The 16307-nt window shown below is 43.1% G+C and carries 17 protein-coding genes and 1 tRNA gene; 3 read left to right on the forward strand and 15 right to left on the reverse strand.

Annotated elements, in window-relative coordinates:
* From Pcarn_RS08975 to Pcarn_RS09045, 15 genes are all read right to left on the reverse strand, one after another.
* Entirely contained in the window at window positions 1–843 is an 843-nt protein-coding gene (locus Pcarn_RS08975) for a type II secretion system F family protein (protein ID WP_261835662.1), read from the reverse strand.
* Window positions 840–1751, reverse strand: a complete 912-nt coding sequence (locus Pcarn_RS08980) for a type II secretion system F family protein (protein ID WP_261833532.1) — start codon at window positions 1749–1751, stop codon at window positions 840–842. The genes Pcarn_RS08975 and Pcarn_RS08980 overlap by 4 nt, the downstream gene beginning before the upstream one ends.
* Complete coding sequence (locus tag Pcarn_RS08985) at window positions 1748–3031, reverse strand: CpaF family protein (RefSeq protein ID WP_261833533.1); 1284 nt, start codon at window positions 3029–3031, stop codon at window positions 1748–1750. Before Pcarn_RS08985 ends, Pcarn_RS08980 begins: the two co-directional genes overlap by 4 nt.
* A complete protein-coding gene (locus tag Pcarn_RS08990; protein WP_261833534.1) occupies window positions 3028–4296 on the reverse strand; it encodes an AAA family ATPase in 1269 nt (422 codons plus the stop codon). Before Pcarn_RS08990 ends, Pcarn_RS08985 begins: the two co-directional genes overlap by 4 nt.
* Window positions 4296–4760, reverse strand: coding sequence for a hypothetical protein (locus Pcarn_RS08995; RefSeq protein WP_261833535.1), 465 nt, complete (start codon window positions 4758–4760; stop codon window positions 4296–4298). The genes Pcarn_RS08990 and Pcarn_RS08995 overlap by 1 nt, the downstream gene beginning before the upstream one ends.
* On the reverse strand, window positions 4757–6091 hold the full coding sequence (locus Pcarn_RS09000; RefSeq protein WP_261833536.1) for a type II and III secretion system protein family protein: 1335 nt from the start codon (window positions 6089–6091) through the stop codon (window positions 4757–4759). The genes Pcarn_RS08995 and Pcarn_RS09000 overlap by 4 nt, the downstream gene beginning before the upstream one ends.
* Window positions 6091–6954, reverse strand: a complete 864-nt coding sequence (locus Pcarn_RS09005) for an RcpC/CpaB family pilus assembly protein (RefSeq protein WP_261833537.1) — start codon at window positions 6952–6954, stop codon at window positions 6091–6093. Before Pcarn_RS09005 ends, Pcarn_RS09000 begins: the two co-directional genes overlap by 1 nt.
* A complete protein-coding gene (locus Pcarn_RS09010) occupies window positions 6951–7382 on the reverse strand; it encodes a prepilin peptidase (protein WP_261833538.1) in 432 nt (143 codons plus the stop codon). Before Pcarn_RS09010 ends, Pcarn_RS09005 begins: the two co-directional genes overlap by 4 nt.
* Window positions 7383–7392: 10 nt before the next feature.
* Window positions 7393–7581, reverse strand: coding sequence for a Flp family type IVb pilin (locus tag Pcarn_RS09015; protein ID WP_261833539.1), 189 nt, complete (start codon window positions 7579–7581; stop codon window positions 7393–7395).
* 307 nt (window positions 7582–7888) lie between these two features.
* Window positions 7889–8068 (reverse strand): Flp family type IVb pilin, encoded by a 180-nt coding sequence (locus Pcarn_RS09020; RefSeq protein WP_261833540.1) that lies wholly within the window; start codon window positions 8066–8068, stop codon window positions 7889–7891.
* A 226-nt stretch (window positions 8069–8294) separates the two neighbouring features.
* Window positions 8295–9407: an NADH:flavin oxidoreductase gene (locus Pcarn_RS09025; protein WP_261833541.1), complete on the reverse strand. Its 1113-nt coding sequence runs from the start codon at window positions 9405–9407 to the stop codon at window positions 8295–8297.
* Window positions 9408–9799: 392 nt separating this feature from the next.
* A complete protein-coding gene (locus Pcarn_RS09030) occupies window positions 9800–11221 on the reverse strand; it encodes an anaerobic C4-dicarboxylate transporter (protein ID WP_261833542.1) in 1422 nt (473 codons plus the stop codon).
* A gap of 253 nt (window positions 11222–11474) precedes the next feature.
* Window positions 11475–11666, reverse strand: a complete 192-nt coding sequence (locus tag Pcarn_RS09035; protein ID WP_261833543.1) for a hypothetical protein — start codon at window positions 11664–11666, stop codon at window positions 11475–11477.
* 269 nt (window positions 11667–11935) lie between these two features.
* The gene (locus tag Pcarn_RS09040) at window positions 11936–12487 is read right to left on the reverse strand and encodes a hypothetical protein (RefSeq protein WP_261833544.1); all 552 of its coding nucleotides are present in this window, start codon (window positions 12485–12487) and stop codon (window positions 11936–11938) included.
* A 576-nt stretch (window positions 12488–13063) separates the two neighbouring features.
* Window positions 13064–13139: transfer RNA gene (locus Pcarn_RS09045), tRNA-Arg, on the reverse strand.
* 166 nt (window positions 13140–13305) lie between these two features.
* Between Pcarn_RS09045 and Pcarn_RS09050 the strand changes: the two genes are divergently transcribed.
* The 3 genes from Pcarn_RS09050 (at window position 13306) to Pcarn_RS09060 (ending at window position 16267) form a co-directional block, all read left to right on the forward strand.
* Window positions 13306–13893 (forward strand): YhgN family NAAT transporter, encoded by a 588-nt coding sequence (locus tag Pcarn_RS09050; protein WP_261833545.1) that lies wholly within the window; start codon window positions 13306–13308, stop codon window positions 13891–13893.
* Window positions 13894–13995: 102 nt separating this feature from the next.
* Window positions 13996–15096: an alkene reductase gene (locus Pcarn_RS09055; protein ID WP_261833546.1), complete on the forward strand. Its 1101-nt coding sequence runs from the start codon at window positions 13996–13998 to the stop codon at window positions 15094–15096.
* Between the two features lie 76 nt (window positions 15097–15172).
* Window positions 15173–16267: an alkene reductase gene (locus Pcarn_RS09060; protein ID WP_261833547.1), complete on the forward strand. Its 1095-nt coding sequence runs from the start codon at window positions 15173–15175 to the stop codon at window positions 16265–16267.
* Window positions 16268–16307: the final 40 nt, after the last annotated feature.

Here is a 16307-nt window from a genome sequence, read left to right on the forward strand (position 1 = left end):
TTAATTGCCTGTCATCATTCGAGTAATACCTGGTGCTAATATCAAAATCACGATTGGAAACATAATAAACAAAATAAGAGGAGCACTCATTTTTGCTGCAAGTTTACCTATTTTTTCTTCCATGACTAGAATCTGTTCATTACGAAAGTCTTCAGCTAAGTCAGATAAAACTGGAGCAACCGAAGTGCCGTATTGAATATTTTGAGTAAGAGTTAGTGCAAAGCTCCTTACCTGTGGAGTAGGCACTCGCTTTGTAAGATCTTTTAGAGCTGCCTCCATACCTTTAACTTCCGCTGCATCCGATGTTTTGCGAATTTGGTAGCATAGATCTTTATCAAAGCTTTTCAGTTCGTCACCCAAATATCTAAAAGAGGCTTCTAAAGTCATACCTGTTTGAATACACACCGACATCATATCCAGCATATAGGGTAATTGGCGCGAGTTTTTTTCCACTAATCTTTTTTTACGCAAAGCTAGGTACATATCTGGAACAATGATAACCAGTACAAGAGACAACATAAATGATATCAGCATGTTATTGGTATTATGAACAAACATTACTATAGATATTGAAGATACTAGTAATAATAGTGCTTTCATCGGCGTATAGTACCTAAGCAACTCTCGATTATAAATTCCAGCATCTTCGAATTTGTCTCTTATTTCTCGCTGAGTTCCCCTACCCACCCCTCCGAGGACATCATGAAAAAAACTAAAATTAATCTGTTTTTTTCCTTCAAGCAATCGCTGGATTCTATATTGCTTTGACTTATAGTCTAAATATTTGGTTATACAAAAGGCTATAACTGCAGTAACCATCAAAAAAATAGCAATTATCATTATCGTATACTCTTGACTAACCACCAAACAATAAACATACCGATCCCTTCACTTATCAAAACATAATAAAGTATCCATTTACCATCTGGATTAAACAATACAAACTCTAAGTCTTTTGGACTAATCCAGTTCAGAAGAAACATGAAGCAGAACGGTATGGCTCCAACTATCTTTGCAGATATACGAGCTTCAGAGGTCATAGCCATTTTCTTTTTTTCCAAATTTCTTGCTTCAACCAAAACTCGAATCAGTTTACCTAATACACTTTTAAGTTGTCCTCCACGCTCCATATTAGCGCGAATAGTAATGACAAAAAATAGAAATGGAGGGTATGGAAATCGTTTACATGAACGCTCGAAAATACTTTCCAAAGATTCACCCAACCTCATTCGATCAGAGATATCCTTAAATTCTCTACCAACATCGGTATCGGAAACTTTTGCAACATAAGAAAATGCAGAATTAATACTTTCGCCTGCTGTAACAGCACTCATTAAAATATTTAGTGCATCCGGAAAGTCATTATCAAAGGCTTTACGTCTTCTATCTACAAGAAAACGGACGCCAAAAAATAGGAATAGTATTGTTGTAGAAACATGAACTTCTAGTTCAGGGAAATTTAACCAACGTTGATTGACATAAAAGACAACGCCATTAACCAAAGCAATAAAAACTATTGTTTTCGATATCGGAAACTTACCTAAGGACGCTTTGAGAACATTCCAGAAGTTCGTCAGTCCTTGTAAAAAGTTTGATTTGGTCAAACCTTTTAAATCTACAGCGTACAACTCTTTGCTTTTTGCTTCTGATACCTGCTCCAAAAACATATAACGCGGATCAGGCCTACGCTTCGCATAAACTAGCAACCCCAAACCAAACAACAATGGAATCAGAGCAAGCCAGATATTCATGCATGCTCCGGTTGAAGATCAAATGCAGCTTCTAGTTCACGTGACAAACCATACTCAGATGCACGCATCGTTATTTGAGAACGACTAGATAAACCTGAGGTTACAAAATTGCCGGTGATCTTGTCTTTTGCTTGATCTTCATCCGGCACAAACTTAAAGATCTCCTCCATTACCGGAGCCTCGCCCTCAAGACCGTAAATCTCCGAAATACTAGTAACCTTACGACTACCATCGCGAAGCCGGTTTACTTGAATAATAATGTTCACTGCTGAAACTATGGTTCTTCGAATTGCGGCCAGTGGCAATGCAAGGTTCGCCATCATCACCATAGATTCGATACGAGACATTGCATCGCGGGGAGTGTTGGCGTGTAATGTTGACATGGAGCCGTCGTGTCCAGTATTCATAGCCTGCAGCATCTCAAAAGCCTCAGCACCTCGGCACTCACCTAGAATAATGCGTTCAGGACGCATACGAAGGGCGTTAATTACCAAGTCACGCTGGGTAATTGCTCCCGAGCCTTCAGTACTCGCAGGGCGGGTTTCTAGCCTTACAACATGGGGCTGTTGAATTCTTAGCTCTGCCGCATCTTCAATAGTAAGAATACGCTCATCATTACCAATATACTGAGATAGCGCATTAAGCATGGTCGTTTTACCTGACCCTGTACCCCCGGAGATAATAATATTCAAGCGGCAACGGGCAGCTATCATTAATACTCGCGCCATAGCAGGTGACATTGCACCAAACCCAGTTAGTTCTCTAAGACCTAGTTTTTGCTCTTTAAACTTACGAATCGAAATAGCAACACCATCAAGGGCAATCGGCGGGATTACTACATTTACACGGCTTCCGTCGGCTAGACGAGCATCACAAAGAGGGCTAGATTCGTCAACACGACGTCCAACGTTGTTAGCGATACGTTTGGCTATCTCCAGCAGCTGTTTCTCATTCATAAATGAAATATCTGCCTTCTGGGTTTTACCATTACGCTCGATAAACACCTCATCGACACCGTTTACCATGATGTCGGAAATGGATTCATCGTCCATTAACTGTTGCAGTGGACCAAGGCCAATCAGTTCGTCAACCAAGTTTGTGGTTAGCTCGGCTCGAGTAACCGCAGGAACCGGAATCGAGTAGTTTTCGCAAAGCTTGCCAATGGCTTTTTCTATCTGTGAGGTGAGCTCCTGTGGCGTCATCTCACTCAAGATGCCAGCATCAATCACCTCAAAGATTTGTGCACGAAACTGCTCATAAAGCTCTTTTGTCAGGCTCATTTCTTATTCCTTTTAAAAGAGAACTTAGAAAACAAACCCGTCTTCTTATTTGGGTTTCTACCATTTATTGACAGGGCTAGTGACGTAAATGGTTTTGTCTTTCCCTTTTCTAGCCCTTGGAGCCTTTTGCCTTCTATGAGTTGCTTAGCTGCAGTCTTGTAAAATGGAACTGCCACTTCCGGCTTGATCTTCAGAAAACGCTCTACTTCTTCAAAATTGAGGTTAAAGCATGCTTCTGGACGATGATGGTTCAAAACTACCATTACACGAGGGCGGACCAACTGGGGTATAGCTACATCTTTAATCCTGTCTAACAAACGCTGGGTTGCGCGCACGCTTGAAACCGAAGGCTCAGTGACCAGAACAATTACATCGTTCTCTGTCACCATTTTTTCGGCATCCAATGGGAAGTCTAAGGATCCAGAAAAATCCGAAATGATAAAGTTTGCTTGCCTGCTAAGACGACTACTTACTGTATTCGTGTATTTCTCTAATTCTTCTATCTTATCTTTGCCTGTGAAACCAAGATAAAGAAAATTGTGTTCTACTTCATTCAAGTAACTCGTAGCCGATTCTTCATCAAGCTTGGAAGGTTCCACGGTGATAGTGCTCACATCAACCTGTTCAAGATCTTTTTGGCTAAGAATGATATCTATATTGCTCTGGGAGTAATGATGATCGACCAAGATGGTGCGACTACCTTTTTTTGCCAAAAGCGCACTCAACTCTGTTGAGATAACAGAAGTACCGATTCCACCTTTCGCACCAACCACGGCAATTCGCTTAGCCTTCCTAAAGTAACCACTTTCATAACGTTTTCTCTCGTCACGACTGGCTTGCTTCAAACACTCGATAAGCTCTAACTTGTCACTTGGCCACGGAAGGTAATAAAAACCCATCTTTTCCAAATTGCGCAGAACCTGAATTGAGTCTGTTTGACCTAACAGGATTACCGTCTTGCTATTTGGAAGTTGAGCATTGATTTCTTGAGCGTCAGCTTGAATATCTATGGAGTTCGTCATTTCTACAATGACAACATCCCCTAGTTCTTTTTCCTTGGTACTAGTTGGTAAGCCCTTGATGCATTTAGGCTCTTCCAAACCTTCGAAATTATAAGCCTCTATAACACCATCACGACAATCGCTACTACTAAAGAAAAGAGTTGCGCCACCTGTTTGTGCTGGTTGACTAGGTTTTGGAGAACTGCTTTTTTTCTTGTCTATATCGAGGGATAGCTCTTCAGAAAGGTCAAATATATTTGCCATTAATTCACCCTACTTCCCGGATTTATCAACTGAATAGTTCGATTAGCCTCAACAGTACAACCCGCCTGTGGGTTAGATTTGGTTATCGTGATTGGCTTACACTGGTCAATCACTGACTGCCACTGATAAACGGTAAGAACAAATGGGCTCTCTTCACCTTTAGGGAATACAGAGACCCAGTCAGGGCGAATTTTCATGTCATACATAAATTCAACAATACTCAACGCTTGTTGCTCATATTGAGTAGGGTAAGACAATTCAAACCTTGCTTTTCGCAGATCAAACTGGTTTACAATCGACTCAATTCGATCTAATTCGATCTTCTTATCATCGGACTCAAAACTGAGCTCAAACCTATGCTGTTCTTGATAGGCAATACTTTCTGTACCCCTGTGTTGCAATGCATGGTCTGCACAACCGACTGACAAAAGTGCGCCAAGCAATGTCAAAAAAGGCTTTATCATTGTGCAAAACCTCCGCTGTTTAGCATCTCAACAAACTCAGCGTCTTGCTGACGTTGACTATCAAACTCGCTACTCATCCCCATCCAACGGGTGAAGGTATTGGTCTTATGGATACGAGGGATATTAAGCTTGTCCGCTTGAGTTGGTTTCACCAAGTTCACGGTAGCGATAATCACAACTTCCGTCGTTTTTCTGTTGGTTGTGGCCTTACTAAACAGCGCACCAAAGAAAGGAATGTCACCAAGGATTGGAATCTTCTGCAGTGACTCAATATCTTCACTGTTCATCAAGCCGCCAATCATAAATGTCTGACCGTCAGCAATTTCTATAGTAGTTGTGGCCTTTCGAGTAGACAGTTGGGGAACTTCCGCCGTTGTAGTTCTGATTATCTGGTCTACGACACTCACACTTGGCTGAACTCGAAGACGAATTTCTTCTTCATTAAAAACTTTGGCCGCAATGTCTAGCCCGATACCAAACTCCTTGAACGATATAGTGGTGCCATTGGTATCAGAGGTAATCATCGGGATCTCTCCACCCACAAGAAATGATGCTTCTTGTCCTGAGAGGACAGTGAGGTTTGGTTCCGCTAGCACCTCGCCTAAGTTGTCGTTGTTCAGAGCAGTAATGGTCGCAGATAGATCTGACGCTGTGAGGTCAGGGAATGTAAACACGCCGGGAGAGCCAGCTGAGGTCCAATCAACACCCACAGTTTCCCTAAACTCGCTTCCTACAGCAGCAATGGTTGTACGCACGTTTACTTGAAAAGGAAAGCTAAGTTCCAAACCTTCAATCAAACCTTCATAGGTATTATTTCGATAGAACTCTACTTGTGGGTCAGCAACAAATGGTTCTGGCAATGACATTGGTGCATCAGAGCTTGGGTAACGTTCAGTGGTTTCCATTCCAAGCATACTTGCAACCAATGCATAAATACCATCGCGTTGTTTCTCGGTAAAAACAGTACCATTAACCGCTATCTTAGCTCCCATAGGCACTATTTCGATATCTAGGTCTGGGTAGCGTTTTTTAACCTCAGCACGAACTTGATTTAGTGGTAACGTCACTTCAACAAGTCGTGAGACAACCAAACGCCCTTCTAGATCATATATCATCAAGCGAGTCTGACCGACAGAACTGCCAAAGACGATAATCTGACGCTCATTAATGACTTTATAATCAGCAATACTAGGCTGGCTCATAAATACAGTACCAATCTGTTGTTTGGTACGCACAGAACGAGCATCATTTAGGGGAATTTGATAAGCAAAGGCATTTAGTGATACCAAGCAAAGTAATAACAGCAATTTGCCCAAAAATTTATGTAGCACTAGTAAACCTCTACATTAGTCGTTTGTGTGTCGGCGCCGCGTAGTTCGCGAATACCTTGATAATTCTCTATAACATCGCTCATGTTTGCCGACGGAATTTCACTGTTAAGTTGCGAGCGATATATCTCTAGATGCATTGTGCGCTGAGCAAGAGAGAGACGTGAAACAAAATCTGGCTCTACCTCAATCACAACTGTAGTTTTTGAATTGCCAGTAGCAGAAACTCGAGGGCTAATAGATGAGCCGCTCTGAGCAACTTGCTCATTGGGGTCAACAGGCTTTTGTTCAAAAGCTAAGACCTTCACACCGCGTTTGATAGTTCGGGCTTTAACCCCCTGAAACTGAGTAATTCGCGCTCCAGTATCTGCTAGGTTGGTCAGAGGCGAACTCACTGAAATTATGTCAATTAGATCACCCGGGCGGATATAGTTGTTAATCAAGTTAATGGTGGAAATAGGGAGCGGATAAAGAATTTTCCCTTCAGATGCCAAAAGATCTAGATAACCTGCTTGGTCTGGATTGGTAAACATTTCGGAGAAGAAATACGTCCCTCCGTCGATATCGTGATTGGCTCGACTATCTTCTACTAGAGCCAACTCCACATCACGATTTACACCCAGAGCATTAGCTTCTGCTTCGGGTAATATCACTCGCTCTAGCTTATTTTTGGTGACGGGTTCACCACGCTTGATATCTTCTTTAGTTTTCCAAAGAACATACTTAACTTCTCTGCGCTCTTCAGCTTGCGCTTCCACCTGTTTTTTAGCATTGGCTTCTGCTCTAGCATTCACATTCTGCATTACAGCAAACAGGCCAAATGCTACGAAAACAAAAGATAAGATAAATATCAAACGAGAGTTCATGAATAAATAGGAAGTCCTTTAGAAAAGTAGAGAGAGAGATTTGCTCCGCACACTATGGCAACGCCATATGGAATACCAAAAGAACTTCTTTTTTTTTCGACTAATAGCTTCTTTAATAGGTAGACGGAAGAAACCACACCACCACAAAGCAAGACTGAAAACAGTAAATCTGGTACTTGAGAAACTGGAAATAAAGGGGAGAGAGCAGTCAGCAACTTACCATCTCCTCCCCCCCATATGTTTGTACTAAATAAAATCAAGGCGATGCTTAATATTAATAATATTGAAACTAATATCTGGGTGATCGACTGTTCAGTGATTGTTAAACAAAGTACTAACATCGCTACTATCTGAACGTTATATATACGTCTTTTCGTAATATCTGATAGACACACTGAACATGAGATTAAGAAGTACAGAATAAACACTTTGGATGTTTTAACTACTAAATGCGCCGATCATTGCATTAAATGCAGCTTGAATTTCACCAGCAAGGCCGCCGTTAGTTCCGCCTGTATACATAACAATGCCAAGTACAGAGGCAATAGCAACACCGATTACACCATATTCAATCGCAGTTACGCCGCGTTCGTCTTTCACAAAGCGAGAGATAAGAGATTTAAGCATTTTCAAGTTCCTTAAGATTGATTCAGGGAGTTCCCTGTTTAAAAGATGCTCCTAGATACTAGAAAGACGGTCCCTCCCCCTCAAAGGAGTCTAAATAAGGAAAATTAATGCGCTTTACAAAAAATTAACAAAAACCATTACCACTGCTCGAAATATGTGCTTATTAAAGATATCAAGATGATATAGATCACAAAACCAGACTAATTACATAAACTTTAACTTTTTATGTATTGCTATTTTTTTTCAGATTTAATGTGACTATGTGAGCTTTGTAACAGAGTGTAATTACTCAAGGAGAAGAGTTAATCTAGGAATCAAAGACCGCGATTATTTTAAGATAAGCATCCACTAAGGTGGCGATAAATCCATTTTCAACGTCAGCAAAAATAACAGCAAGGACAGTCGCCATTGCGACTCCTACTAAGCCATATTCAATTGCTGTAACCCCCTTTTCATCTGAACATAGACTTTTCGATAGCTTACGCATAATTAATTCCTAGCATAATTAATAATATATAAAAGTAACTATGACATTTAGTGCCATCAAAATAGATTAAATAAGCCTGACTAATTTACATGCAAATTTCGCAACTTATAAATCAACCAAGTAGATAGGGAGTAACTTTTCACCATCTAAAAAGGAAAAAGGCTAAGTTGTACTCTTAGCCTGTATCGCCCTTCAGACCATCGTCCAGCTACTACTAGTATTAGGATTAAAGTGCCGCTATCTGCGCCTTCCGCTCTTTATTTACCACACAGAAATTACCCCGTTTGGTTCGACATTTCGAACATGTCTCACATAAAGCAGGGCTTCTATCCCCTTCCTCCCAGCGTTTAATCAGGTTTGGCTCAGAAAGCAGAGGCCTGGAAAGTGCGAAACATTCAATACTAGTGTTTTCAGCAATCTGCCCAATAGCTTCGATATCCGTCAAACCACCTACGGTAATTACCGGAATATTGACCTCTCTACTGATCACATCGCCGTACTGATGAAAGAAGCCTTCTTTTTCTAGCATATAACCATCAAAGCTTTCACCCACCATATCTATGGCCTTGCCATGAATGTTACCTGAGATGATTAGCGCATCTGCGCCTACTTGCTCTAGCTTCTTGCAGATCTTACGCGTTTCACCAAAAGTTAAGCCGCCTTCAAAGAACTCAGTTGCAGTGAGCTTGATTAGGATAGGGAAATCGACGCCAACTAGCTTTCGAGTCGCTTCAAAGATCTCCAGCAAGAAACGCATACGGTTTTCAAAACTGCCACCATATTCATCAGTGCGCTGGTTGTAGTAAGGACTCAAAAATTGATTAATCAGATATGTGTGCGCGGCGTGGATTTCGATACCATCAAATCCTGATTCTTTCGCGCGTAGACTCGCTTTAGCAAAAGCTTCCACAATATAAGCGATCTCATCTATAGTCATCGCCTTACCAAGCGTCTGCGTGCCACGCTCAGCAACCTCACTTGGAGCAAAGATCACTCGCTCACCTAGGTTGTAGGTCGTTTTGGTACCACCATAAGCCAATTGCATCATGATCTTGCTATCGTGTTGATGCACAAGGTCAGTCAGCTTTTTATACTCTGGGATAAATGAGTCATCATACATACCCATCATGCCAGCGTTTGGTTTCTCGTCAGCAACGATGTTAGCGTAACCCGTTGCGATTAAACCTACCCCGCCTTCTGCCAGTTCACGATAGATGCCATACAGCTTATCCGTCATATGACCATCTTCAGTGGCCATATTTTCCCATGTAGCACTTCGCACAAAGCGATTTTTTAGAGTCAGAGAACCGATACGAGTTGGAGTAAATAGCTTGCTCACGCCTTACCTTCTTTAATAGCTGGAATCATCATGAGTATGCAACTCATGGAGTTTGCATGGATATTAACAACCCAGATGCAAATACGAGGCGAGCAATTATAGATTGCTAAATTGAGCAAACCTTGTTTTGGCGCAAGGGAAATGAAATGGTGTAAGGGGTAACCAGTCTCCCTTGATCGAAAAGTTAGAAATGAAAGGAATAAAAACCACCCTCTAAGAAGGTGGTTTTGCTTAATAGTAGAGGGACAATCCTAGTCGCTGGTTTAGGGTTGAAAGCGAAAAAGCACTACTCTAGTGAACCACTAGGTAGCGCTTTTTTACAAGGATAGTTTAGGTTAAAAACCATCAATTCAACCAAGCAGATAAGGTTCAGCTCATCTCAGAAAATACACTCAAGCCAACTTAAGTGTTTCAGAGCTCAATCGGTTCATATAGCTATTCACCCCAAATACCAGAGCAACTATAGCAACCGCCCACAGCCAAATAGGAAGGAGACCAACCGACAACGAATAGCCAATAAAGGTCGCCACCAATACACCAATAAAGCCAGGGATTAGGAAGCTGTGGTTGAGTATGTACTTACCAATTTTTGTGGTGCCCGAGCGGTCGAAGGTAATAGCCGCCAAGTCGGATGGGTAGAATGGGAAGAAGTAATATGCGTAACACGCCGGCAGTACACCTATCAGCACTTCAGCAGGAATACCCAGCGCAAAGCCCAGTGGCAACATAATTGTTAGCACAGCTGCTTGGCTCTTTAGAAACACAGAAGATGCATACATTGCGATAGCAAATGTCCACGGATGCGCTTTAACTACATCCTCTACCAAGCTGATGATGTACGGCTTATTATGCGCAATGATAGTGTCACTCATCCAAGCGATACCAAAGATGATGATAACCGCACTCATACCAGCAATAAACACATTGGTATTGACGATTTTTTTAGGATCTACATTCGTAGTCAGCAAAATGATCGCACCCACGGACAACATCAAGAACTGAAGCGCTGTTGAGGTGCTTACCCCAGCTGGCAACAAGCCTAGATCTTTACCAAACATCGCCACACAGATCACGGTCAGAATCCCGAGTAGGAATACAGTCAATCCACGCTTAGCCTTTTTATCTGCCTCCATGCCCGTTGTGCCAGTGCTGACTTCGCTTCTGTCGATCAGCTGCTCCTTGAATTGAGGATCTTTCATACGCTCTAAAAACTCTGGGTCCTCGTTCAGTTCCTTACCACGCTTCAAGCTCCAGGTAGCGGCAACAAGCACACCTGTGAGTGTGGCAGGGATGGTCACCATTAGCACTTGGCCGAGAGTAATATCTAGCTGGTTAGTGGCAGCAGTCGCCATAACAACAGCGGCTGCGGCCGCAATCGGGCTTGCGGTAATACCCATTTGCGATGCAATAGTTGAGACTGCCATTGGGCGCTCTGGGCGGATGCCACGCTTGATACTGACGTCATAAATAACCGGAAGTAGCGGATAAACCGAGTGCCCAGTACCCACCAGAACGGTAAGGGAGTAGGTACATAGAGGGCCAAGGAAAACAACCTTTGAAGGGTGTTTGCGCAGTAATATTTCAGCGTACTTTACAAGTAGTTTTAGACCACCCGTCGCTTCAAGTGTTGCCGAGGCTGCAACCACCGCAAGGATAATAAGCATCACGCCAATAGGAGGCTGGCCAGGTGCAATACCAAAGAAGAAGCTGAGAATAGAAACGCCTAAACCACCGAGCAGGCCAAAGGCGATCCCTCCATAGCGAATACCAACAAATATCACTGCCAGAAGGAGCAGCATATGAACATAAAACATAACAATTCCTCTTTTAGAATGATGGAATCATAATGCTCACTTGTTGAAGCTAACACCCTGATCTAAATATGAAAAATGTCGCATAATCCAATAATGTTTCAAATTTCAAAACAAGGTCACAGTGTAGTAGTTTCAAACATGTATCAGTTTTTAGATAAAGCCTCTTGCTCGCGTAACGATCGATTACTTACGTCATAACTTTTGCCAAACTGAGTACAATGTTAAATCAGGTCAAATCTGTGTAGTGTACTTTTCAAAAACCACCGATCACAGCAAACAATAGTAACGATACACACGCGATAAACAGAAGCAATGCATTCTTACTGTGTCGCTTGGCTACCGCATCCAAAGCCCTACCTTCGTCTTTTAACTGCTTCTCAAGAATATCCTCTATTGCTTGCTTCTTGTTCTTAGTGGGACTCAATTGAGATAGTAAATCAGACACTACAAATACTCCTTGTTTCAGGGCTCAACGCGCCTTTACGAACGCTCAAATTGGAGCATTAATCATACTCTACGAACAACTCGTATCTCTTGTCAGATCACGCCATACAACTTTTTCTCTAAGCACACGTATGAAGGCCCTTTCCATGCATGACACGAAAAGGGCGAGCTAGACGGTGATATAAGATTGAAAACAAAAAAGGCCCAGAATCACCTGAGCCTAATATTAGTAGCTATTATTTACGATTTTTAATGGAGAAGTAATTTTTATTATTCAGAAATATATTCTAGCGACGAGTGATGCAATGCAATTCTAATTGTGCCTTGTTCGTCTTTTACAAACTTCCACGTTTTATCTACTGACGTTACTTCGCCATCGGCATTGGTGAAATGGACCTTACCCATGGTGCTTGCACTGTCATCTGTAATAAATACGCCTGCATTTTCGACTTCGCACTTGGTCCAGTTTTTCAGAGCAAACCCACTGTCTTGAGGGTAGTTCTCATTGCCCGCAACAAAGTAAGACAGAGCACCTTCGCTATCAGTGCGGAAAGTTTGTGGGTTAACGGTTAGTGTCGGTTTAAACAGCACAGGGCCTACCTGGTAAGCATACGCTGAATCAATCACCTCTTTAGCAAGTGCCTGTGCGACTTCGTGACCTTGAGCCTCATAGGTGCTGCTGATATTAACTAGAGCGTCACACCAGTTGTTTTGAGCAGCCAATACTTCTGCTTCGCTAAAACTTGAATCAACACCCTCTGCAACTGCGGTCAATGAAAACGGTAATAGAATAGCAGACGCTAATAGTGCTTTAACTCTCATATATTTATCCCTTTATAATTGTTATCTGTAGTCATACGTGAAAATAAAGTTAACCATAATCTATGGAAAACATTAATCCGAAAATTTAATTAAACTGTAAGCAGATTTGTTATAAGTTACGTATGTTATTAGGTATATAAATTAACAGAATCGTATTTCCTGTATAGCGATTCTTATATGGAAATATAAATATCAGTTATTCAGTTTTGAATAATGCGACTTCGCTTGCCTCAATCGCAGACAAATTGGTGTCTGTAAGAAGTAGGAAAACAATCTTTGGAGAGTGTTGAGGAATATAAATGCTCATCGTGAGGGGTAGGCAACAAATCGAGATAACTTAGAGTCCGCATCATGGAGGGGAAAGGATCTAAAGAAGGTTAACTCGACTCACATTGAGACCCAATTATAGGGAAAATCTAAAAAGGAAAATTGTAAAATGATGGTGAGACCACGCAAAACTTCTAGGCTCAGCCTGTATGCCAAGAGCAACCTAACGAAATAAAGCACCCCAAAAGCACCCATCGCAGGAGAAGTTAAGTCTTAAGCCATTGAATTTTAGAAGAAGTATAAGAAGAGTGGCCTCCCCTACAGGATTCGAACCTGTCTCTCAAGCTTAGGAGGCTCGCGTTCTATCCAAATGAACTAAGGGGAGGAATAGATTATGTAACATAGCCAAATCGACTAATCAAACCCTTGGCTCACAACTGCTGATTGTTTGTGCTAATCCTCTTCAATTCCTCAACTATTATTCTGTACACGAGGCAAGTGATTGATTCATAATCGCGCCCTATTAATTTCTTACAAATTTAGGCACTGGAATGGATACTCTTTCTGCGGCTGTAATGCTTTTTCTTATCATGGACCCTATGGGCAACCTACCCGTCTTTACTGCGCTACTCAAGCACATAGATAAAAAGCGTCGTCGACTGATATTAATTCGTGAGTTGGTTATTGCCCTGTTGGTGATGCTACTGTTCTTGTTTGCCGGTGAAACCATCCTAAACTTCTTGGGTCTAGATAAAGAAGCCATCTCTATCTCTGGCGCCATCATCCTATTCCTTATCAGCCTTAAGATGATCTTCCCTCCAGAGGGCGGCCTGAGTGCCAGCCTAGGTGCGGGTGAAGAGCCACTTATTGTGCCTCTTGCGATTCCTTTGGTTGCTGGTCCTTCTATTATCGCAACCCTTATCCTGCTTGCTCACCAAGAGCCGGGGCGCATGATGGACTGGTCACTGGCGCTGTTTGGCGCTTGGGCGGCCTCAACCGTGATACTGATGTTCTCTGAGCTATTCCAGCGCGTGGTGGGTGAAAAAGGCCTTAAAGCGGTGGAACGTCTGATGGGCATGTTACTTCTAATGATCGCAGTTCAGATGTTCCTGAACGGTATCGAGAGCTACCTGCACTAATTTTTTCATATTTTGCAAAAGTCTTTTGTGTGTTTTGACGTTTTCTGAAAAACCCTGTCTTGGTATTCTCAGTCTCAGTTAATCAAACAAGAGATTTTTGCTATGACTGCTGTTCTTTTTGACCAAGTAAAACTAGGCAAGCTAACCCTTAACAATCGTATCGTTATGCCACCTATGACTCGCTCTCGCGCTTCTCAGCCAGGCGATGTAGCGAACGATATGATGGCGACCTACTACGCACAACGTGCAGGTGCGGGTCTTATCGTATCTGAAGGTACTCAGATCTCTGAAATGGGTAAAGGCTATGCTTGGACTCCTGGCATCTATACTCCAGAGCAAATCGCTGGCTGGAAAAAGGTGACAACAGCAGTTCATGAGAAAGGCGGAACTATCTTTGCTCAGCTTTGGCACGTAGGTCGTGTAACTCACCCTGACAACATCGGTGGTAAGCAACCTGTTTCTTCTTCTGCAATCAAAGCAGAGAACGTTAAGGTATTTATCGACAACGGCACTGACGAGCCTGGTTTTGTGGATGTTGTAGAGCCTCGTGAGCTTTCGGTAGATGAGATCAAAGCGGTAGTTGAAGAGTATCGCCAAGCAGCGCTTAATGCTGTTGAAGCGGGCTTTGATGGCATCGAGCTTCACGCAGCTAATGGCTACCTCATCAACCAGTTCATCGACTCAGAATCTAACGGTCGCACTGATCAATACGGTGGCAGCCTAGAAAACCGTCTTCGCTTCCTAGATGAAGTGGTAGGCGCTATGGTTGAAGCGATCGGCGCTGAGCGCGTAGGTGTGCGTCTTGCTCCGCTGACGACCCTTAACGGTACTGTGGATGCAAATCCGGAAGAAACCTATGAAGCGGTAGCTGCACTTCTTAACAAGCAGGACATCGTTTATCTGCATATCGCAGAGGTAGACTGGGATGATGCACCTGATACGCCAAAATCATTCAAGCAAGCGCTGCGCAAAGCATTTACGAACACGCTTATCTACGCAGGTCGCTATAACCCTGAATCTGCCGAAGAGGCGGTAAAAGAGGGCCTAGCTGACATGATTGGCTTTGGTCGCCCATTTGTGGCAAACCCTGACCTTCCTGAGCGCATTCGCACTGGCGCCCAGTGGGCACAGCACGATCCAAACACCTTGTTTGGTGGCGGCGAGAAAGGCCTTATCGACTACCCAACTCTAGACCAAGAGTAACCCCAATTTCTGACAAGCCAACTCCCTGAGTATTCAGGGGGCTGGCTTCGTACACCCAAAATTCGAGTATATGACTATGATTTTCTCTAAATTTTCGTTCAATGACTTTGCAGTAGACAACCGTGTCGCTATGGCACCTATGACTCGCTCTCGTACCGACCAGCCAGGTGATGTGCCAAACGATCTAATGGCAACCTATTACAAACAGCGCGCTGGCGCTGGCCTTATCATCACTGAAGGTGCGCCTATCTCAGCGGTAGGTCGCGGCTACTCATTGACCCCTGGTATCTATACCCAAGAGCACATCGAGGGTTGGAAGAAGACTACAGATGCGGTGCACGCTCGCGGTGGCAAGATCTTTATTCAGCTTTGGCACGTTGGCCGCCGATCTCACGAGAGCATTGCCGGCGAGCAGATCGTTTCTGCCTCTGCTATCAAGGAGAAAGATCAGGTATTTGGTCCAACTCAAGATGGCGAATACGGCATGATTGAAACTGGCGTGCCAAGAGCACTAAGCATTGAAGAGATCCAAGCAACCACAGCGGATTTTGTGCAAGCAGCTAAGAATGCGATTGAAGCAGGCTTCGATGGTGTTGAATTGCACGGCGCACACGGCTACCTGATCGACCAGTTCATGCGTAAAGCGAGCAACCAACGTGATGACATCTATGGTGGCTCTCAAGAAAACCGTATGCGCTTTATGCTTGAAACAACACAGGCGGTTGTGGATGCCATAGGCGGTGACAAGGTTGCAATTCGTCTCTCTCCTTTTGTAACCGAAGGCTACGCTCAAGAAGATGATGAGATTGTTGAACTGACGCTAAGTGCGCTAGAAAAGCTAGCTCCAATGAAGCTTGCCTACGTGCATTTCTCAGAGAACATCTCAAACTACACTGAAGCTACCGAAGAGTTTCGTATCAAGGCACGTGAGGTGTATCCAAACCCTATCATGGTAGCGGGTAAACTAACCCAAGAGAGTGCTCAAGCGCTGCTTGACAACAATTACGCTGATATGGTGGCATTCGGCCAGCCGTTTATCACTAACCCTGATTTCGTCTACCGCATCAAGAACAGCCTAGATCTTACCCCTGTAGATTACGATGCGCACGCGACCTTCTACGGTGGCGATGCCAAAGGCTACACGGATTACGAAATCCTAGAGCCTCAATAATTGAAGCTAAAAAAACCTGCCGTTTGGCAGGTTTTTTCGT

The sequence above is a fragment of the Vibrio ishigakensis genome (assembly GCF_024347675.1).
GTDB classification, from domain to species: domain Bacteria; phylum Pseudomonadota; class Gammaproteobacteria; order Enterobacterales; family Vibrionaceae; genus Vibrio; species Vibrio ishigakensis.